Genomic DNA, 16,589 nt, shown 5'->3' with positions numbered 1-16,589 from the left:
GGGCCAGACGTCCCGACAGGCGAGACGACGCTGTCCGTACCGTAGATGCGATGGCGGGCCACCCGCCCGCCCGGTGTCGCGTGCCGCCCCGGACCCTGCATCGATCCCATATTGCGGACGATCCCGTCTCAGGATGCGACACGCCGGTGACATGGCCCGGTATCCGTCCCTACGATCGGTACCCATGAAGCGACAGGCGGATCTGACGAAGCGGCGGGCAGTGGACCTGTGCCGCGTTGCCGCCATGCTCTGTCGCACCTTCTGACCGGACGGCGCCGTCGCCGTCCGTCCCCCTCACCCGCCCTGCCCAGGGCATCCGCGCGCCGCCGCACGGCCCGAGCGCGCGCACCCCTCTCACCGCTCGCCCCGCCGCAACTGCCCCGGAGGAGAAAACATGAGCCGCAGCGACGTCCTGGTCGACGCCGACTGGGTGCAGGACCACCTGGACGACCCCAGCATCGCGATCGTCGAGGTGGACGAGGACACGTCCGCCTACGAGAAGAACCACATCAAGAACGCGATCCGGATCGACTGGACCCAGGACCTCCAGGACCCGGTCCGCCGCGACTTCGTCGACCAGGAGGGCTTCGAGAAGCTCCTGTCGAAGAAGGGCATCGCCAACGACACGCTGGTGGTCCTCTACGGCGGCAACAACAACTGGTTCGCGTCGTACGCCTACTGGTACTTCAAGCTCTACGGCCACGAGAACGTCAAGCTCCTCGACGGCGGCCGCAAGAAGTGGGAGCTGGACGCCCGCGAGCTGGTCGCCGGCGACGAGGTCCCGCAGCGCCCGGCCACCGACTACAAGGCCAAGCCGCAGAACACCGCGATCCGCGCCTTCCGCGACGACGTGGTCGCCGCCATCGGCGCGCAGAACCTGGTCGACGTCCGCTCGCCCGACGAGTTCTCCGGCAAGCTGCTCGCCCCGGCCCACCTCCCGCAGGAGCAGTCGCAGCGTCCAGGTCACGTCCCGTCCGCCCGCAACATCCCGTGGTCGAAGAACGCCAACGACGACGGCACCTTCAAGTCGGACGACGAGCTGAAGCAGCTCTACACCGACGAGCAGGTCGACCTGGCGAAGGACACCATCGCCTACTGCCGCATCGGTGAGCGCTCGGCCCTGACCTGGTTCGTCCTGCACGAGCTGCTCGGCGTGGAGAACGTCAAGAACTACGACGGTTCCTGGACCGAGTACGGCTCCCTCGTCGGCGTGCCGATCGAGCTCGGCGCCAACAAGTAAGTCCGCCCCCCAACCCCTCAGGAGTACGACATGTGCGGAGCGAAGGCCGGCGGCCCCGACGCCTCGACGATCAAGCCCGGTGAGACCACCATCCAGGGTCACGTGACCCGTGACGGCGAGCCGGTGACGGGCTACGTCCGTCTGCTGGACGCCACCGGCGAGTTCACGGCGGAGGTCCCGACGTCCGCGACGGGCCAGTTCCGCTTCTACGCGGCCGAGGGCACCTGGACCGTACGGGCGCTCGTCCCCGGCGGCACCGCCGACCGCACGGTCGTCGCCCAGCAGGGCGGTCTTGCGGAGGTCGCGATCGCCGTCTGACGGCACGAGGGTCCCTGGGGCCGCACCTCTTCGGGTTGGACGCCTGGGGTGCGGCCCTTCGGCATGTCCGGACCTACGCTGGACGTATGTACGCGCGGCGGCGGCATCGCTACTTCGTGATGATGGGCATCTGCCTTGCCCTGTTCGTCCTGGCCTGGGGGGTCGTCCGCCTCTGGTCCGTTCCGGCGGCCGTCGCCATGTGCGTGGTCGCCATGGTCATCCCGCCGCTGGCCGCGATGGTCGCCAACCGCCGGGGCCCGGACGACCGCTGGTGGGACGACCCGTCGGGGGACCCGAAGTCCGACGAGTGGTGGGACGAACTGGACGGGAAGAAGAGGCCGCGCTAGGTCCACGGGCCCGGGAATGACGGCGGGCTCGGGAATGATGGCGGGCATGTCTCCGACGAAGCTGTCCACCGTCGTGCTGGACGCGCACGACGCCCACGAACTCGCCGGCTTCTACCTGCGGCTGCTGGGCTACGTGGTGCGCGCCGAGGAACCCGGATGGGTGCTCACCGGCCCGCCGCCCGGCACCGAGGGCACGTCCCTGGCCTTCGAGACGGAACCCGCGTACGTGCCGCCCGTCTGGCCGGGCCGGAACCCGGGCGACCAGCAGATGATGCTGCACCTCGACATCGAGGTCGACGACCTGGCGGCGGAGACCGCGCGGGCCGTGGCCGAGGGCGCCCGGCTCGCCGAGTACCAGCCCCAGGACGACGTACGGGTGCTGCTCGACCCGTCGGGGCACCCCTTCTGCCTGTGGACGCAGGCCGGTCAGTAGACGAGCGCCTGCGTGTCGTCGGCCAGGGCCTCCTGCACGAAGACCTGCGCGCCCGCGATCCGCACGCCGTCGATGACGTCCTTCTCGGTGAGGTCGCGGCGGGCCGCGCACTGGGTGCACAGCGTCACCCGGCCGCCCGCCAGGAGCGAGTCGAGCAGGTCCGGCAGCGGCGCGGCGTGCGGGAGTTCGAACTCCGCCGCCCGGCCCGGCACCGCGAACCACGCGGATTCGCCGGTCAGCCACAGCGAGACGTCGACCCCGCTGGCCACGGCCACCGCCGCCACCGTGAACGCCTGAGAACACCGCTCGGGCGCATCCGCCCCCGCCGTCACCTTGATCACGAGCTTCTTCGCCATGCCGGAAGCCTAGCCCTCACGGGTGCTGCCAGGCCGCGACGGTGATCGTCACCAGCAGCGTCGCGACGCTGAGGACGGTGAGCAGGCCGCTGACGGTGGCGCCGTCCAGCCTGACGTACCGCCGGGGCCGGGCCACGCGCGTCGGCACGGGCCTCGGCGGGTGGGCCGGATGGAACGGGGGCATCGCGAAGCCGGGAGAGAGGGGAGTCCGGTCCCGCCGCGGCGCGAGCCGCTGCGCCCGCTTGCACTCCTCGTAGGGCAGTCCGCCGTCGTACGTCATGCCTCGTGCTCCTTGCGCTGGTGCTGGCGCAGCAGGACGTTCGCGTCCGTCACGGCGCTGTGGTCGAACGCCGCGCCCGCGGCTTCCCGCCGACCGGCCAGCCAGGCGCAGGCGTCGCAGCCGGGGACCGGCGTGGGTGGCCTGCCCGGGTCGCCGGGGGCCGGGGGCGTGGCGAGCGTGCGCTCGTTCGCGGCGCGGAGGCTCGCCTCGATGCGCTCGCGGTCGGTCGCCCGGCGCAGCCCGGCCGGCTCCGCCTCCCACTCCCGGCCGCCGCCGAGGGGGCGGAGCATCGCGCGGGGTCCGGTGAGGCCCTGATACGCGCCGACCTTGGCGGTGGCGGGGTCGTAGAGCACGGTGCCGGGTTCGAAGGTGGCCGGTTCTGTTCTCACGGGTCCGCTCCCTTACGTCAACATCTATACGGAATGCGACAGTTGCCCTACTCTGCGTAGTGCTGGGCATTACGAGCATGACCCATGTCGAGGGTCGCCAAGCCCGGAAAGGCCCCAAGTTCCACAGCGGGCGACTCAAATTCCACAAATTCCACAGCCGGGAGGGGTGCGGTGCCGCAGAGGATCGCGATCACGGGTCGCAGTCAGGAACCGAGGGCACGGTTCGCGGAGGAGCTGCGGCTGCTCCGGCACGGGCGGGGTGTGTCCCTGCGGGGCGTGGCGGAGGTGGTGGGGTGGGACGCGTCCCAGTTCGGAAAGCTGGAGAACGGCCACACGCTGGGCGGCCCGGAGATCGTGGAGGCGCTGGATCAGTACTACGGGACGGGCGGGATGCTGCTCACGCTGTGGGAGCTGGCGGTGGCGGATCCGACGCAGTTCAAGGAGCGGTACCGCCGGTACATGGTGCTGGAGGCCGAGGCGGTGAGTATGTGGCAGTACTCGCCGAGCATCGTGCCGGGCTTGCTCCAGACGCCGGAGTACGCGGCGGAACTGCTCAGCCAGGGCGGACTGACGGGCATTGAGCTGGACAAGCAGGTGACGGCGCGCATGGGCCGCCGTGAGCCACTGCTGGCCGAGGGCGGGCCGCAGTTCCGGGCCATCCTGTCGGAGACGGTGCTGCACAGTGCGCTGCGCAGCACCGCTGAGTGGCGTGCGCAATTGCGCCATCTCATCGTGATGGGCGAGCGCCCCAACATCAGCGTCCAGGTGGTTCCGTGGGTGGCGGGGCTGCACGCGCTGACGAACACCGACGCCATGTTTCTGCACGGCGCGGGGCGGATCGTCGCCTGGGTCGAGACCGGCTACTCGGGCGAACTGGTCCAGGAAACTACGGCAGTCGACCAGCTTCAGCTCCGATACGATCGAGTGCGCGATGCGGCCCTGTCACCGGGCGCGTCGCGGGAGTTCATCGAGCGGATGCTGGAGGAAGCGCCATGCGAGCCATCGACCTGAGCACGATCACCTGGCGCAAGAGCAGCTACAGCAACCAGGACGGCGGCAACTGCGTCGAGGTCGCCCCCGGCCTCCCCCTCGTCCCCGTCCGGGACAGCAAGGACCCTGCGCGCGGCGCGCTGCTCTTCACCGCACCCGCGTGGGCCGCCTTCGTGGGTGGAGTCCGGCGAGAAGAGCCAGGGTGGGCCGCGTAAGCTGAGGGCGGCCCTGTCGTATGCCCCCCCGCTCAAGGAGCACCCCGTGGAGATCTTCTTCGAAGCCCTGCTGGTCCTGGTCTGCGTCGGCGTTCTCGCCTTCGCCGGTCTGACCGTGAAGAAGCTGTACCAGGGCCAGCGCTGATCACCGACGCCAGGAAGTACCGCTCATGATCGAGATCCCGTCCGACCTCCACAAGGACCTCGTCCCGCTCGTCTTCCTGCTCGGCGACTGGGCCGGCGCGGGCGTGCACGACTTCCCGGGCGACGAGAAGTGCAACTTCGGGCAGGAGGTCTCCTTCACCCACGACGGCCGGGACTTCCTGGAGTACCGCTCCCACACCTGGGTGCTCGACCAGGACGGCAACAAGGTCCGCCCGCTGGAGTCCGAGTACGGCTTCTGGCGCATCGACGCGAACCGCAGGGTCGAGGCCACGATGACCCGCGACGACGGCGTCATCGAGATCTGGTACGGCGAGCTGGCCGACCAGAAGCCGCAGATCGACCTGGTCACCGACGCGGTGGCCCGCACCGCCGCCTCCCGGCCCTACACCGGCGGCAAGCGGCTGTACGGCTACGTCAAGAGCGACCTGATGTGGGTCGGCGAGAAGCAGACCCCCGAGGTCGAGCTGCGTCCCTACATGTCGGCGCACCTGAAGAAGGTCGTCACCCCGGAGGACGTCGAGCGCTGGGCCAAGGCCCTGCCGGACGACATGCCGGACGACGGGATCGCCTTCTTCAAGTAGTCACCCGGTGCTCGGCGGCGACAAGTCCTAGCCGTGGTAGGTCGTGACCTCTTCGGGCGCGGCCCGCTCGGTCGTCACGTGGTTCACCGGCGCGGCCTCGTCGGCGTAGCCGAAGGAGATGCCCACGAGCAGTCGCTCCCCGGTGAGTCCGAGTTCGGCGCGGACCGTGTCGGCGTAGAAGCTCAGCAGCCCCTGGGGGCAGCTCGCCACTCCGTACGCGGTCATCGCCAGGAGCAGCGTCTGCATGTAGGCGCCGACGTCGGCGGCGAGCCGAGGCCCGCCGTCCCCGGTGACGAACAGGAACGCGGCGTGCGGCGCGCCGTAGAAACGCAGGCTCTCCGCGTCGTAGGCCGCCCGCGCCTCGTGGTCGTCGGGACCGATGCCCAGCGCGCCGTACAGCCCGGCACCGAACGCCGCCCGGCGCGCCTGGTGCACCGGTGCGTACATGTCCTCGGAGTAGGGGAAGTCGGCCGAGGTGCGGTGTGCGGCGTGGGCCGCCTGCAACGCGTCCGCCAGGCGTGCGCGCGTGGCGCCGCTGGCCACCTCCACCCGCCACGGCTGCGCGTTGGAGTTGGACGGCGCGGCGCCGGCGCCGGCCAGCGAGAAGACCGCCCGCATCGTCTCCTCGGGCACGGGTTCCGGGCGGCACGCACGGGTCGCGCGCCGGCCGCGTATCAGCTTCTCCGCGCAGCCACTCAGCTCGGTGGGGACCAGCAGGCTCATGGAGCACTCCTCGAGAGCAGTCAATAGTCAATGTAAACGCGATCGTTTACATGGGGTGGGATGCGACGCTAGCACCACCGGCCCGTCGAAGTAAACGCAGTCGTATACTTGAGGGATGAGTGCGACGACTACGGCATCCCGCGGGCGGGGACGCGGCGGGCGGGAGCGCATCCTGGCCGCCGCCGCGACGCTGTTCGCCACCCAGGGGATCAACGCGACCGGAATGGAGCAGGTCGCGGAAGCGGCACCGGTGTCCAAGCGGACCCTCTACGCGCACTTCCGGACCAAGAGCGACCTGGTGATCGCACACCTCCAGGGCCTCGCCTCGTCGGGCGCCACCATGGAAAGCGTGCTGACCCGCGAGGACATCCCCCCGCGGGAACGGATCCTCGGGCTGTTCCACCAGGCCGCGCCGGACGCGGCGCCCGTACGCGGGTGCCCGTTCATCGACGCCGCGGCGGAGTTCCCCGACCCGGGGGACCCGGTCCACTCCTACGCCCGTGAGCAGAAGCTGCTGATGGTGCGGCTGGTCACCGCACTGGTGACGGAGCTGGGCTGCCGCGAACCGGCCGCACTCGCCGAACAACTGGTCACCCTCGCGGACGGGGCGGCCAGTCGCGCCATGGTGCTGGACGACGCCGACTACGGCCGGCACGCGCGGACGGCGGCGGAGACCCTCCTGGCGCACGCGCTGCCCGACTCCTCACCGCCACACCATGAGGCGGGCCGCCGGGCCTAGACTCGTGGTGTGGTGAGCACCGACTGGAAGAGCGACCTCAGGCAGCGCGGCTACCGGCTGACCCCGCAGCGGCAGCTGGTGCTCGAAGCCGTGGACACCCTCGAACACGCGACACCCGACGACATCCTCGGCCAGGTGCGGAAGACGGCGTCGGGTATCAACATCTCCACCGTCTACCGCACGCTGGAGCTGCTGGAGGAGCTGGGGCTGGTCAGCCATGCCCACCTCGGGCACGGCGCGCCCACCTACCACCTGGCCGACCGGCACCACCACCTCCACCTGGTCTGCCGGGACTGCACCGAGGTGATCGAGGCCGACGTCGCGGTGGCCGCCGACTTCACCGCGAAGCTCCGCGAGGAGTTCGGCTTCGACACCGACATGAAGCACTTCGCGATCTTCGGACGGTGCCGCGACTGCTCCCTGAAGGGTTCAACTACCGAGTCGTAGGCTAGGCGTATGAAGAGCCCCTTGCTGTCCCTGCCCGGCGCGGTCCCCGCCGAGGGCGTGGACGAAGGCGTCGCCGCCCATTACGGCGACCTGTTCCGCGAGCAGCGTGCCCTCGCCGACGGCACCGGCTTCGTCGACCTGTCCCACCGCGGTGTCCTCACCGTCACGGGCGACGACCGGCTGGCCTGGCTACACCTGCTGCTCACCCAGCACGTCAGCGACCTGCCGGCCGGCGAGGCCACCGAGGCGCTGATCCTCTCCGCGAACGGCCACATCGAGCACGCCCTGTACCTCGTCGACGACGGCACCACCACCTGGGCCCACGTGGAGCCCGGCAGCCAGGAGGCGCTGATCGCCTACCTGGAGTCGATGAAGTTCTTCTACCGGGTCGAGGTCGCCGACCGCACCGCCGACACCGCGGTCGTGCACCTGCCCGCCGGCTCCATCACGGAGGTCCCCGCGGGCGTCGCCGTCCGCGAGACGCCGTACGGCCGTGATCTCTTCCTGCCGAGGGAGCGGCTGGAGGCGTTCGCCGACGGGGCAGGTCCCGCGGCCGGGATCCTCGCCCACGAGGCGCTGCGGGTCGAGCAGCACCGGCCGCGGCTGGGTTTCGAGACCGACCACCGGACCATCCCGCACGAGCTGGGCTGGATCGGCACGGCCGTGCATCTCCAGAAGGGCTGCTACCGGGGCCAGGAGACCGTCGCCCGGGTGCAGAACCTCGGCAAGCCGCCGCGCCGCCTGGTCTTCCTGCACCTGGACGGCAGCGAGGTGCACCTGCCGCCGGCCGGGGCGGAGATCCGGCTCGCGGACGACGGGCCCGAGGGCCGCAAGATCGGCTTCGTCACCACGTCCGTACGCCACCACGAACTGGGCCCGGTCGCCCTCGCCCTGGTGAAGCGGAACGTGCCGGTGGACGCCCGGCTGACGGCCGAGGGCACGGCCGCCGCCCAGGAGACGGTCGTGGAGCCGTAGCGCGGTTCTAGACCTCCAGCAGGACCGTGAACGGGCCGTCGTTCGTCAGCGACACCCGCATCTGCGCGCCGAACCGGCCCGTCGCCACGGTCGCGCCCAGCGCGCGCAGCTGTGCGACGACCTCGTCGACGAGCGGTTCGGCGACGTCGCCGGGCGCGGCCGCGTTCCAGGTGGGGCGGCGGCCCTTGCGGGCGTCGCCGTAAAGGGTGAACTGGCTGATCACCAGGAGCGGTGCGCCGAGGTCGCTGCACGACTTCTCGTCGGGCAGGATCCGCACCGACCAGAGCTTGCGGGCCAGCTGCGCCGCCTTCTCCTTGGTGTCCTCGTGGGTGACGCCGACCAGGACGCACAGCCCCGCGCCGTCGATCGACCCCACGGTCTCGCCGTCCACGACGACACTCGCGCCGTCCACCCTCTGCACCACTGCACGCATCCCGCCATGATGCCGTGCGCCCCCGGGGTCGGGACGGGCGGGCCCGTACGGGGTTTTTTTTGCCACCTAACCCCCCATCTGGGGCCGATCGTGGGCACTCGGTCACATAGCGGCCACCCGGGGTGGCACGATGCTTCCCAGACGCCGGGCGAGGGGACGGTAGGGCACATGAGCACACCGAGTACGGAGCAGTCCCTCGGGACAGTCGCGTTCACATGTCCGGGTGGCCTGGAGGCGCCCCGGCCGCCCGTGCAGCGCACGGACAGTCCGGAGCTGCCGGCCGAGCCCCCGGAGCACGACCTGACCGCGCTGAGCCTGCCGGAGCTGCGCACGCTGCGCCGGGACGCGCAGCGCGAGGAGGCCGACCTCAGCTATGTACGACGGCTGCTGCAGGGGCGTATCGACATCCTCCGCGCCGAGCTGGCGGGGCGGGGACCGGCGGCCGTGGTGACCACCGCGGCGACCGGGTCCGTGGTGGAGCGGCTGTCGGAGATCCTGGCCGACGCCCCGGCGCGGCAGCGTTCCTCCGCCCGGCACGTGACGCTGGGCACCCCGCGGAGCGAGGAGTGCAGGCGGCTGGCGGCGGAGATGCTCGGCGAGGTGGAGCTGTCGGACCTGACGGCCCGCACCGACACCGAGCTGACCAACGGGACGGGCCGGCTCGTGCGCTACGAGCAGCAGGTGTCCCGGGACCGGCAGCGGCTGCAGCGCACGGCGGACGGCTGCAGCGCGGAGATCGCACGCCGGTACCGTGAGGGGGAAGCACAAGTCGACGACCTGCTCGTGTGACGCGGGGGGCGGCCATCCGCGCCGCCCGCCGGTCCGGTGATCCCGGGCCGTCGCCGCGGCGGGTCACCCGTCCGGAAGGCCACCGCCGATGCCCGCGCCCCAGCCGTCGCAACCGTCCCAGCCCGCCCCCACCTCCGCCCTCTCGCCCGTCGTGCCGCCCGTCCTCGCCGAGGTCGTCCGGTCCGGCTTCGTCGAGGGGCGGCACCGGGGCAGTCTGGTCGTCCTGGGCGCCGACGGGGCCGTGGAGCTGGCCCTCGGCGAGGTGACGGCGCCGGTCTTCCCGCGCTCCGCCAACAAGCCGATGCAGGCGGCGGGCTTGCTGCGGGCCGGTCTCGACCTCGCGGAGGAGCGGCTGGCGCTGGCCTCCGCGAGCCACTCCGGAGAACCGTTTCACCGCGACCTGGTCCGCAAGATGCTGGCCGAGTACGGACTCGACCCGGCCCAGCTCCAGTGCCCGCCCGACCTGCCGCTGGACGCCGAGGAGCGGGACACGTACCTCGCGTCGGGCGCGGTGCCCGACCGGGTCACCATGAACTGCTCCGGCAAGCACACCGCGATGCTCGCGGTCTGCGCGCAGCGGGGCTGGCCGCTGGAGACGTACCTCGATCCCGAGCACCCGCTCCAGCGCACCATCCACAGGGTTGTGGAGGACGCGGCGGGCGAGCCGGTCGCCGCCGTCGGCACGGACGGGTGCGGGGCGCCGCTGATGGCGATCAGCCTGGTGGGTCTGGCCCGCGCCTTCCGCTCCTTCGTGGGCGCCGAGCCCGGCACGGCGGAGCGCCGGGTCGCCGACGCGATGCGCGCCCACCCCGAGTACGTCGCCGGCACCCGCCGCGCCGACACCTGGCTGATGCGGGAGGTGCCCGGCAGCCTCTCCAAGATGGGCGCCGAGGCCGTCCAGGCGGTGGCCCTGCCGGACGGCCGCGCCCTCGCCTTCAAGGTCGAGGACGGCGCGACGCGGGCCCTGGGCCCGGTCCTGGCCCGCGCGCTGACGCTGCTGGGCGTGGAGGGGCCCGTCGTCGACCGCATCGGCCGTACGCCGCTGCTGGGCGGCGGGCGCGAGGTGGGGGAGATCCGGGCGGCCTTCTGAGGACCCGCACCGGCCGCCCTTTCCGGCCGCCCTCACCGGCCGCAAATCCGCGCGACGCCGGTGCGTCGGCCGACCTACGGTGAGCCCATGACCAGCCGCACCGACATAGACGTACGTCCCATCACCGAGGCCGACTTCCCCGACTGGCACCGCGCCCTGAACACCGGTTTCCTCATGCCGCCCGCGGTGGCGGAGGCGCAGCTGGCGGCCCGCCGCGAGCTGTTCGTGCCGGGCCGGTCGCTCGGCGCCTTCGACGAGGGGCGCTGTGTGGCGACCTTCCGGTCCTTCGGCCAGGAGGTCACCGCCGTCGGGGGCGCCCTCGTCCCGGCCGACGCCGTCTCCAACGTCACCGTCACCGCGACCCACCGGCGCCGCGGCCTGCTGACCCGCATGATGGCGCAGGACCTGGCGGCGGCGAAGGAGCGCGGGGACGTCGTCGCCACGCTGATCGCGGCCGAGTACCCGATCTACGGCCGGTACGGCTTCGGGCCCGCCACCACCATGACCGAGTGGACGGTCGACGTGCCGCGGGCCGGTCTCGACCCGCGCTGGGCGGGCCCGGCGGACGGCGGGCGGATCGACCTGGTGGACGGCGAGGACGTGCGCAAGCTCGGTCCCGGCTTGCACGAGCGGGTGCGCCGGTCCCAGCCGGGCGCGGTCAGCCGGCCCGAGCTGTGGTGGCGGGCGCGGACCGGCGTCGTCAGCACGGACGGCGCCCCGTGGACCGAGCCCTTCTACGCCGTGTACCGCGCGGCGGACGGCGAGGTCGAGGGCATGGTCTCGTACCGGGCGGACGACCACTGGGGCGACGCCAAGCAGCCGATGGAGACGGCGACCGTCGACTGGCTGCTGGCCGCGACGCCCGCCGCCGAGCGCGCGCTGTGGCAGTACCTGTGCTCGATCGACTGGATCACGACGGTGAAGAGCGGCTGGCGGGCCCCCGACGACCTGCTCCCGCACCTCCTGCCGGACCCGCGCGCGGCGAGGATCGTCACGCAGGCGGACTGGCTGTGGGTGCGGATCCTGGACGTCGTACGGGCGCTGGAGGCGCGGACGTACGAGGGGCAGGGGTCGGTGGTGCTGGAGGTCGTGGACCGCGGAGGGCTGGCCGGCGGGCGGTGGCGGCTGGAGGCCGGGCCGGACGGGGCGTCCTGCGCGCCGACCACCGAGAGCGCCCATCTCGTGCTCGACGTGGGCGAGCTGGGGGCGCTGTGGCTGGGCGACGAGTCGGCGGTGCGGCTGGCGGCGCTCGGCCGGGTGCGGGAAGAACGAGCGGGCGCCGCCCGTGTGGTCGACGCCCTGCTGCGTACCTCCAGGCGGCCTTGGTGCCCGGACGTGTTCTGAGGCGGCTCCCTTCTGCCGGTGACGGTGGACGTGCGCATCCGTAGCGCGTGCTTTTCCACGTGCTCTTCAGTTGTGGTTGTGGTTGTTGTGCGTGGTGCTGACTGACTGTCCGGGCTCCCGGCTCCCCTCCGGAAGGGGGCCCGGACAGCAGTACGTCGGTATCAGCCGGACTGGGCGAGCAGCATCACGAGGATCACCGCGCCCACACCGCCGATCATGGTGTTCTTCGCCTTGATGCCGATGGACAGCGCGACGAACGCGATGATGCCCATCGGCCCGTACTTCCATTGCACGAGCTGCTCGAAGCCGATGGCCAGAGCGGCGACGACGATGGCGATGAGCGGCATGGTGGACCCCCTGTTCACCGTGGTGGCCAACCCCCGTAAGGTCCGACCACGTTGCTCAAGTTGGCTGCCAACTTCACTGTACTTATCTCCGCTTGGACGCGTCTCATAACCACCTTTCCGTGAACTGCCTAAAGATGGCGAGAAGTTGTAGTGTTTGGTCGTGGAGCGGGAACATGCCTCCGTCAATGGGCGGAAGAGACCGCAGCGGCCACAGACAACACATCGCGAGGTGGCCGACGAGCTGCGCGCCCGGATCAGGTCCGGTCGGCTGCGGCCGGGCCAGCGCATGCCCACCCAGGCCCAGTTGGCCGACGAGTTCGGCGTGGAGCGCGGCGTCGTACGCCAGGCCCTGCGCGTCCTCCAGTCGGAACGTCTGCTCACCAACGTGACCAAGGGGAGCCCCGCGACCGTCGCGCCCGACCTCCACGGCGCCCCGACCGGCCCTCCGGCGCCGCCGATGCCCACCACCGTCGCCCTCGCGCCCCGGATCGCGGCGGCCTTCGCCGCCCCGCACGTGGAGATCGACGCCCTGTGCCTGACCTCCGTCTCCCTGACCCTCGCCCTCGGCGAAACGCTGCGCCAGATCCACGCGGGGCGACTGAAACCGGCCAAGGTCGACGTCCGCGTCCTGCTGCCGAGCCGCGACATCGACCTGGCCTTCCCGGTGCCGGTGGGCGGCGGCGGGGCCGGCGACCCGGTGCACGAGCGGTGGCTGGCCATGCGCAACGCCCAGGGCCAGGTGCTCCAGCACAACCTGCTGAGCCTCAGGGCCACGCACGGCATCGACGTGCGGGTCTCCTTCCGCGCGCTGCCCTTCACCCCGCCGGTGAAGCTCTACCTGCTCAACGGCGAGGAGGCGCTCTTCGCGTACTACACGCTCAGCCGGCGCGAGCAGGAGATCGGTCACGAGCGGCTGGAGATGTACGACGCGGAGGGCGTCCGCGCGCCGCTGTTCGCCTTCGACCAGCGCGGTGGCCTGCGCGACGGCGTGTTCGTGAAGCAGTCCCGGCTGTGGTTCGACGCGCTGTGGGGGACGATCAGCTCGGAGCTGACGCTCACGGGCTGACCGCCCCCCGGTCACAGCGCGGGCCCCGCGACCAGGAGCGCCAGCAGGACCGCGCCGGCGGAGCTGACGGACGGGCTCTTGGCCTTGATGCCGATGGTGAGAAGGAGCAGGCCGATGATCCCGGTGGCGCCGTACTTCCACTGGACGATCTGTTCGAAGGCGATGACGAAGACCGTGGAGACCAGGGCGAGGACAGGCATGGTGTTTCTCCCCCCTTCGGGAAGTCCGGCATGTTCTGGAAGGTAAACTTCCGCCAACTGGACTAAGTTGGCAACCAACTCTGTCTATGTTGTCCCCACTTGGCGACTACCTATAAACAAGTTTCAAACAACTCCCTGTAGGTAGGTCGAAGTTGTAGCGTTTGGTCGTGACTCAGGAGAACGTGTCCGTGAACGGCAGCAGAAGACTCTCGGCCCAGGAGATCGCCGACGTCCTGCGGGAGCGGATCCGCGGGGGAGACCTCAAGGCGGGCGACCGCCTGCCGACCCAGGCCGAGCTGGCCGACGAGTTCGGTGTGGAGCGCGGCACGGTGCGCCAGGCCCTGCGTGCCCTCCAGGAGGACGGTCTCCTCACCAACGTCAGCAAGGGCAGCCCGCCGCGCATCGCCGAGCCCGCCACCTCCCGGGGCGAGCCGCAGCCGACGATGGTCTCGCTCGGGCCGCGGCTGGCGGCGGCGTTCGCGGCACCGCGCGTGCGCGTCGACGTCGTGTGCCACACCTCGGAGACGCTGATGCTGGCCCTCAGCGAGCCGCTCCGCCTGATCCACGAGGGCCGCATCCGGCCCGAGGCCATCGACTTCCGCGTCCTGATGCCCTCGCGCGACATCGAGCTGGCCTTCCCCGTCCTGGTGGAGGACGAGGAGGACGACCCGGTCCACCAGCGCTGGCTCCAGATGCGCAACGCCCAGGCCCGGGTGCTCCAGCACAACCTGCACGCCGTGCGCTCCACCCACCGCGTCGACGTGCACATCGCCTTCCGCGCCCTGCCGTTCACCCCGCCGATGAAGCTCTACCTGCTCAACGGCGAGGAGGCGCTCCTCGGCTACTACATGCTGACCCGGCGCGAGGAGGAGTACGAGAGCCGGACGCTGGAGATGTACGACGCCCTCGGCTCCCAGTCGCTGCTCTTCTCCTTCCTGAAGCGGGCGGGTCATCGGGACGCCGTGTTCGTGGAGGAATCACAGAAGTGGTTCGACGCCCTCTGGGAAACCATCACCACTGACATGACACTCTCCTAGTGACTCCTGATACGGATCAGACGGAACCGGTGACCGAGCGGACCGGCGGCCTGGGGGACCTGGTCGGGGGTGCCCGCGTCGTCCTGTGGGACTTCGACGGCCCCATCTGCAGACTGTTCGCGGGCTACTCCGCCGACCGGGTGGCGGGCGAACTGGTGGACTGGCTGGAACGGCTGGGCCTCAAGGGGATGCTGACCCAGGAGGAGCAGGTCCACCCCGACCCGCACGTCCTGCTGGGCGCGGTCAACCGCCGGCGCCACGACAGCGACCTGGTCGCCGACTTCGAGGAGCGGCTGACCCGGGAGGAGCTGCGCGCCGTACCCACCGCGTGGCCTACCGCGTACGCGGACCCGCTGATCCGCACCTGGTCGGCGCTCGGGGTCGGGCTGGCGGTGACGACCAACAACTCGCCCCGCGTGGTGGGCGAGTACCTCGCCACGCGCGGTCTGCTGGACTGCTTCGCCCCGCACATCTACGGCCGCACCCAGGACCTGCACCTGCTCAAGCCCGACCCCTACTGCCTCAACCGCGCCCTCAGCGCGATGGGGGTCGCCCCCGCGCAGGCGCTGATGGTCGGCGACACCACGTCCGACCTCACCGCCGCCCGGCGGGCCGGGGTGCCGTTCCTGGGCTACGCGCGCAACGAGGAGAAGGCGAAGGTGCTCAGGCAGGCGGGCGCGGAGACGGTCGTCGACTCCCTGCAGCCGGTGCTGCGGCTGCTGTGGAAGGACGCGGCGGGACGGGTGCACGTGTGAACACCTCCAGGGTCAACTGGGCTGCTTGTCTGCCAAATTGGAAGGTTTCTCTCTCCAGGTTGTCCCCTTGTTGGCTGATCGACTAACGGAAACCGGCAATCAATCAGTCCAACTGGACGGAGATTGACTGCCTGTTGTCTCCTTCGCGGACCGATGTGACGGAAAGCGGTTTGCGTGTCGGTGCGCGGCGGTACGGTCGCTGCATGAGCGCAGAACGCGGTGAGGGAGGCGGCAAGGAGTTCGAGCGGGTCCTGGAGGCGCTGCGCGAGCAACTGGCCGACGGCACCTACGGACTGCACGCGACCCTCCCCGCCCAGCGGGAGCTGGCCGGTGAGTTCGGCGTCTCGCGCGACACCGTGCAGCGCGTGCTCGGCGAGCTGAAGTCGGAGGGCTGGGTCGAGTCCCGGCAGGGCAGCGGGACCCGGGTGATCAAGCTCCCCATCCACGCGGCGGTCCGGCCGAAGGCGGAGCCGGCACCGGTACGGGTCTCGCTCGGCCCCTTCGTCGCACGCGCCTTCGACCGGCCGGACGTGCGGCTCGACGTGTTCACCCTGACCTCGGAGAGCCTGGACGCGCACATCCGGCTCCAGGCGGAACGGATCCGGGCGGGTGAGATCGAGCCCACCAGCATCACCCTGCGCATGCTGCTGCCTTCGGAGGGGCTGGAGCTGCCGTATCCGCGCCCCAGGACGGCCCCGGACGCCACCGGACGCGAGGACTCCGCTCAGCGGCTGCGGGAGCGCTTGCAGCACCGACTTCGCGGCATCACCGAGCGCCACACGGCTTCGCTGCTCGCGGCCCTGCACGACCTGAGGACCGAAGGGCTGGTGCCGTCCGTGGACGTGGAGGTCCGGCACGTGCCGTTGGTGCCCGCCTTCAAGCTCTATCTGCGCCCGGAGGCGGAGGCCCTCCACGGGCCGTACGAAGTCGTGGAGAGGACGATCCTGCTGGACGACGGCACCGAGGTCGAGGCACTGGACGTCCTGGGCCTGGGCTCGGTGCTGACCCGGCACGTGCACGACGAGGGGGACGCCGGTTCGGCGGGTTCGCTGTTCGTGCAGAGCATGCAGGCCTGGTTCGACTCGTGCTGGAAGCTGCTGGCCGACCCGGTCTGACCGGCGCGCGGTCCATCGGGAGCAGGGGTTCGCCCGTTCCGGTCAACCGAGTTGCCCCTGGGTGTCCCGCATACTGGAGTACTCACAGCGGACCGTGGGACGTGGCTGTACTGTGTGGCCACTTTCTTCGTCGCAGCGAAGATCTGGCGCGTGGCACGTCCCTCCTGGAGCACTCTGTGAGTCGTCCCTCCCCGCTTGGCAATCCGGTGCTGGAG

24 protein-coding genes are annotated in these 16,589 nt (G+C 71.1%); 17 read left to right on the top strand and 7 right to left on the bottom strand.

Features of this window, described 5'->3' with window-relative positions:
• Window positions 1-394: 394 nt before the first annotated feature.
• The 4 genes from ACFC1X_RS30860 (at window position 395) to ACFC1X_RS30845 (ending at window position 2,338) form a co-directional block, all read left to right on the top strand.
• Window positions 395-1,240 (top strand): sulfurtransferase, encoded by an 846-nt coding sequence (locus ACFC1X_RS30860; protein ID WP_352157326.1) that lies wholly within the window; start codon window positions 395-397, stop codon window positions 1,238-1,240.
• 30 nt (window positions 1,241-1,270) lie between these two features.
• Window positions 1,271-1,558, top strand: a complete 288-nt coding sequence (locus ACFC1X_RS30855) for a DUF1416 domain-containing protein (RefSeq protein ID WP_031047895.1) — start codon at window positions 1,271-1,273, stop codon at window positions 1,556-1,558.
• Window positions 1,559-1,644: 86 nt separating this feature from the next.
• Complete coding sequence (locus ACFC1X_RS30850; protein ID WP_376359810.1) at window positions 1,645-1,905, top strand: DUF3099 domain-containing protein; 261 nt, start codon at window positions 1,645-1,647, stop codon at window positions 1,903-1,905.
• A 46-nt stretch (window positions 1,906-1,951) separates the two neighbouring features.
• Window positions 1,952-2,338, top strand: a complete 387-nt coding sequence (locus ACFC1X_RS30845; RefSeq protein ID WP_376359807.1) for a VOC family protein — start codon at window positions 1,952-1,954, stop codon at window positions 2,336-2,338.
• Here ACFC1X_RS30845 and ACFC1X_RS30840 read toward each other — a convergent pair.
• Genes ACFC1X_RS30840 through ACFC1X_RS30830 form a run of 3 tightly spaced genes read right to left on the bottom strand, consistent with a single transcriptional unit; the run spans window position 2,332 to window position 3,363 of the window.
• Window positions 2,332-2,694, bottom strand: coding sequence for a DsrE family protein (locus ACFC1X_RS30840; protein WP_234961504.1), 363 nt, complete (start codon window positions 2,692-2,694; stop codon window positions 2,332-2,334). The genes ACFC1X_RS30845 and ACFC1X_RS30840 overlap by 7 nt on opposite strands.
• A 16-nt stretch (window positions 2,695-2,710) precedes the next feature.
• Window positions 2,711-2,974 (bottom strand): hypothetical protein, encoded by a 264-nt coding sequence (locus ACFC1X_RS30835; protein ID WP_376359805.1) that lies wholly within the window; start codon window positions 2,972-2,974, stop codon window positions 2,711-2,713.
• A complete protein-coding gene (locus ACFC1X_RS30830; RefSeq protein ID WP_376359802.1) occupies window positions 2,971-3,363 on the bottom strand; it encodes a hypothetical protein in 393 nt (130 codons plus the stop codon). Before ACFC1X_RS30830 ends, ACFC1X_RS30835 begins: the two co-directional genes overlap by 4 nt.
• 171 nt (window positions 3,364-3,534) lie before the next feature.
• On the opposite strand from ACFC1X_RS30830, the gene ACFC1X_RS30825 reads away from it, so the two are divergent.
• From ACFC1X_RS30825 to ACFC1X_RS30815, 3 genes are all read left to right on the top strand, one after another.
• Window positions 3,535-4,374: a helix-turn-helix domain-containing protein gene (locus ACFC1X_RS30825; protein WP_376359800.1), complete on the top strand. Its 840-nt coding sequence runs from the start codon at window positions 3,535-3,537 to the stop codon at window positions 4,372-4,374.
• On the top strand, window positions 4,356-4,568 hold the full coding sequence (locus ACFC1X_RS30820; protein WP_376359797.1) for a DUF397 domain-containing protein: 213 nt from the start codon (window positions 4,356-4,358) through the stop codon (window positions 4,566-4,568). The genes ACFC1X_RS30825 and ACFC1X_RS30820 overlap by 19 nt, the downstream gene beginning before the upstream one ends.
• Window positions 4,569-4,738: 170 nt before the next feature.
• Window positions 4,739-5,314, top strand: coding sequence for an FABP family protein (locus ACFC1X_RS30815; protein WP_122621124.1), 576 nt, complete (start codon window positions 4,739-4,741; stop codon window positions 5,312-5,314).
• Window positions 5,315-5,341: 27 nt separating this feature from the next.
• Here ACFC1X_RS30815 and ACFC1X_RS30810 read toward each other — a convergent pair whose 3' ends face one another.
• On the bottom strand, window positions 5,342-6,037 hold the full coding sequence (locus ACFC1X_RS30810) for a nitroreductase (protein ID WP_376359794.1): 696 nt from the start codon (window positions 6,035-6,037) through the stop codon (window positions 5,342-5,344).
• 115 nt (window positions 6,038-6,152) lie between these two features.
• On the opposite strand from ACFC1X_RS30810, the gene ACFC1X_RS30805 reads away from it, so the two are divergent.
• From ACFC1X_RS30805 to ACFC1X_RS30795, 3 genes are read left to right on the top strand one after another with little or no spacing between them, the layout of a single operon-like run.
• Window positions 6,153-6,776 (top strand): TetR/AcrR family transcriptional regulator, encoded by a 624-nt coding sequence (locus tag ACFC1X_RS30805; RefSeq protein WP_376359791.1) that lies wholly within the window; start codon window positions 6,153-6,155, stop codon window positions 6,774-6,776.
• A gap of 9 nt (window positions 6,777-6,785) precedes the next feature.
• Entirely contained in the window at window positions 6,786-7,223 is a 438-nt protein-coding gene (locus ACFC1X_RS30800; RefSeq protein WP_376359788.1) for a Fur family transcriptional regulator, read from the top strand.
• Window positions 7,224-7,232: 9 nt separating this feature from the next.
• Entirely contained in the window at window positions 7,233-8,198 is a 966-nt protein-coding gene (locus ACFC1X_RS30795) for a YgfZ/GcvT domain-containing protein (protein ID WP_376359785.1), read from the top strand.
• A gap of 7 nt (window positions 8,199-8,205) precedes the next feature.
• On the opposite strand, the gene dtd is transcribed toward ACFC1X_RS30795, so the two are convergent.
• Window positions 8,206-8,631, bottom strand: coding sequence for a D-aminoacyl-tRNA deacylase (dtd, locus tag ACFC1X_RS30790; protein ID WP_376359783.1), 426 nt, complete (start codon window positions 8,629-8,631; stop codon window positions 8,206-8,208).
• Between the two features lie 168 nt (window positions 8,632-8,799).
• On the opposite strand from dtd, the gene ACFC1X_RS30785 reads away from it, so the two are divergent.
• From ACFC1X_RS30785 to ACFC1X_RS30775, 3 genes are all read left to right on the top strand, one after another.
• Window positions 8,800-9,420 carry an aerial mycelium formation protein gene (locus ACFC1X_RS30785; RefSeq protein ID WP_376359780.1) on the top strand — a complete coding sequence of 207 codons (621 nt, stop codon included), beginning with the start codon at window positions 8,800-8,802 and terminating at the stop codon, window positions 9,418-9,420.
• 88 nt (window positions 9,421-9,508) lie between these two features.
• Window positions 9,509-10,510, top strand: coding sequence for an asparaginase (locus ACFC1X_RS30780; RefSeq protein ID WP_376359777.1), 1,002 nt, complete (start codon window positions 9,509-9,511; stop codon window positions 10,508-10,510).
• A gap of 87 nt (window positions 10,511-10,597) precedes the next feature.
• On the top strand, window positions 10,598-11,854 hold the full coding sequence (locus ACFC1X_RS30775; RefSeq protein WP_376359774.1) for a GNAT family N-acetyltransferase: 1,257 nt from the start codon (window positions 10,598-10,600) through the stop codon (window positions 11,852-11,854).
• A gap of 161 nt (window positions 11,855-12,015) precedes the next feature.
• Here ACFC1X_RS30775 and ACFC1X_RS30770 read toward each other — a convergent pair whose 3' ends face one another.
• A complete protein-coding gene (locus tag ACFC1X_RS30770) occupies window positions 12,016-12,201 on the bottom strand; it encodes a hypothetical protein (RefSeq protein ID WP_003974784.1) in 186 nt (61 codons plus the stop codon).
• 154 nt (window positions 12,202-12,355) lie between these two features.
• Here ACFC1X_RS30770 and ACFC1X_RS30765 point away from each other — a divergent pair, with 154 nt between their 5' ends.
• On the top strand, window positions 12,356-13,267 hold the full coding sequence (locus ACFC1X_RS30765) for a FadR/GntR family transcriptional regulator (protein WP_376359770.1): 912 nt from the start codon (window positions 12,356-12,358) through the stop codon (window positions 13,265-13,267).
• A gap of 11 nt (window positions 13,268-13,278) precedes the next feature.
• Here ACFC1X_RS30765 and ACFC1X_RS30760 read toward each other — a convergent pair whose 3' ends face one another.
• Window positions 13,279-13,467, bottom strand: a complete 189-nt coding sequence (locus ACFC1X_RS30760; protein WP_376359767.1) for a hypothetical protein — start codon at window positions 13,465-13,467, stop codon at window positions 13,279-13,281.
• Window positions 13,468-13,628: 161 nt separating this feature from the next.
• Between ACFC1X_RS30760 and ACFC1X_RS30755 the strand changes: the two genes are divergently transcribed.
• The 3 genes from ACFC1X_RS30755 to ACFC1X_RS30745 all read left to right on the top strand — a co-directional run bounded on the left by ACFC1X_RS30755 (window position 13,629) and on the right by ACFC1X_RS30745 (window position 16,374).
• Window positions 13,629-14,504, top strand: coding sequence for a winged helix-turn-helix domain-containing protein (locus ACFC1X_RS30755; RefSeq protein ID WP_307013426.1), 876 nt, complete (start codon window positions 13,629-13,631; stop codon window positions 14,502-14,504).
• Window positions 14,504-15,259, top strand: a complete 756-nt coding sequence (locus tag ACFC1X_RS30750; protein WP_376359763.1) for an HAD family hydrolase — start codon at window positions 14,504-14,506, stop codon at window positions 15,257-15,259. The genes ACFC1X_RS30755 and ACFC1X_RS30750 overlap by 1 nt, the downstream gene beginning before the upstream one ends.
• Before the next feature lie 203 nt (window positions 15,260-15,462).
• On the top strand, window positions 15,463-16,374 hold the full coding sequence (locus ACFC1X_RS30745) for a GntR family transcriptional regulator (RefSeq protein ID WP_376359760.1): 912 nt from the start codon (window positions 15,463-15,465) through the stop codon (window positions 16,372-16,374).
• Window positions 16,375-16,589 lie beyond the last annotated feature (215 nt).

The organism is Streptomyces sp. NPDC056128, from assembly GCF_042263835.1.
Classification (GTDB): Bacteria; Actinomycetota; Actinomycetes; order Streptomycetales; family Streptomycetaceae; genus Streptomyces.
Note: the sequence above shows the minus strand (reverse complement) of the source record. Positions and strands in the feature narration are given on the sequence as shown.

Bases quoted from the DNA above. Each gene is read 5' to 3' on its own strand.
- ACFC1X_RS30845 (WP_376359807.1), top strand. From the start codon at position 1,952: ATGTCTCCGACGAAGCTGTCCACCGTCGTGCTGGACGCGCACGACGCC.
- ACFC1X_RS30770 (WP_003974784.1), bottom strand. From the start codon at position 12,201: ATGCCGCTCATCGCCATCGTCGTCGCCGCTCTGGCCATCGGCTTCGAG.
- ACFC1X_RS30785 (WP_376359780.1), top strand. From the start codon at position 8,800: ATGAGCACACCGAGTACGGAGCAGTCCCTCGGGACAGTCGCGTTCACA.
- ACFC1X_RS30795 (WP_376359785.1), top strand. From the start codon at position 7,233: ATGAAGAGCCCCTTGCTGTCCCTGCCCGGCGCGGTCCCCGCCGAGGGC.
- ACFC1X_RS30805 (WP_376359791.1), top strand. From the start codon at position 6,153: ATGAGTGCGACGACTACGGCATCCCGCGGGCGGGGACGCGGCGGGCGG.
- ACFC1X_RS30835 (WP_376359805.1), bottom strand. From the start codon at position 2,974: ATGACGTACGACGGCGGACTGCCCTACGAGGAGTGCAAGCGGGCGCAG.
- ACFC1X_RS30840 (WP_234961504.1), bottom strand. From the start codon at position 2,694: ATGGCGAAGAAGCTCGTGATCAAGGTGACGGCGGGGGCGGATGCGCCC.
- ACFC1X_RS30820 (WP_376359797.1), top strand. From the start codon at position 4,356: ATGCGAGCCATCGACCTGAGCACGATCACCTGGCGCAAGAGCAGCTAC.
- ACFC1X_RS30850 (WP_376359810.1), top strand. From the start codon at position 1,645: ATGTACGCGCGGCGGCGGCATCGCTACTTCGTGATGATGGGCATCTGC.
- ACFC1X_RS30760 (WP_376359767.1), bottom strand. From the start codon at position 13,467: ATGCCTGTCCTCGCCCTGGTCTCCACGGTCTTCGTCATCGCCTTCGAA.
- ACFC1X_RS30855 (WP_031047895.1), top strand. From the start codon at position 1,271: ATGTGCGGAGCGAAGGCCGGCGGCCCCGACGCCTCGACGATCAAGCCC.
- ACFC1X_RS30815 (WP_122621124.1), top strand. From the start codon at position 4,739: ATGATCGAGATCCCGTCCGACCTCCACAAGGACCTCGTCCCGCTCGTC.
- ACFC1X_RS30810 (WP_376359794.1), bottom strand. From the start codon at position 6,037: ATGAGCCTGCTGGTCCCCACCGAGCTGAGTGGCTGCGCGGAGAAGCTG.
- dtd (WP_376359783.1), bottom strand. From the start codon at position 8,631: ATGCGTGCAGTGGTGCAGAGGGTGGACGGCGCGAGTGTCGTCGTGGAC.
- ACFC1X_RS30775 (WP_376359774.1), top strand. From the start codon at position 10,598: ATGACCAGCCGCACCGACATAGACGTACGTCCCATCACCGAGGCCGAC.
- ACFC1X_RS30860 (WP_352157326.1), top strand. From the start codon at position 395: ATGAGCCGCAGCGACGTCCTGGTCGACGCCGACTGGGTGCAGGACCAC.
- ACFC1X_RS30780 (WP_376359777.1), top strand. From the start codon at position 9,509: ATGCCCGCGCCCCAGCCGTCGCAACCGTCCCAGCCCGCCCCCACCTCC.
- ACFC1X_RS30745 (WP_376359760.1), top strand. From the start codon at position 15,463: ATGAGCGCAGAACGCGGTGAGGGAGGCGGCAAGGAGTTCGAGCGGGTC.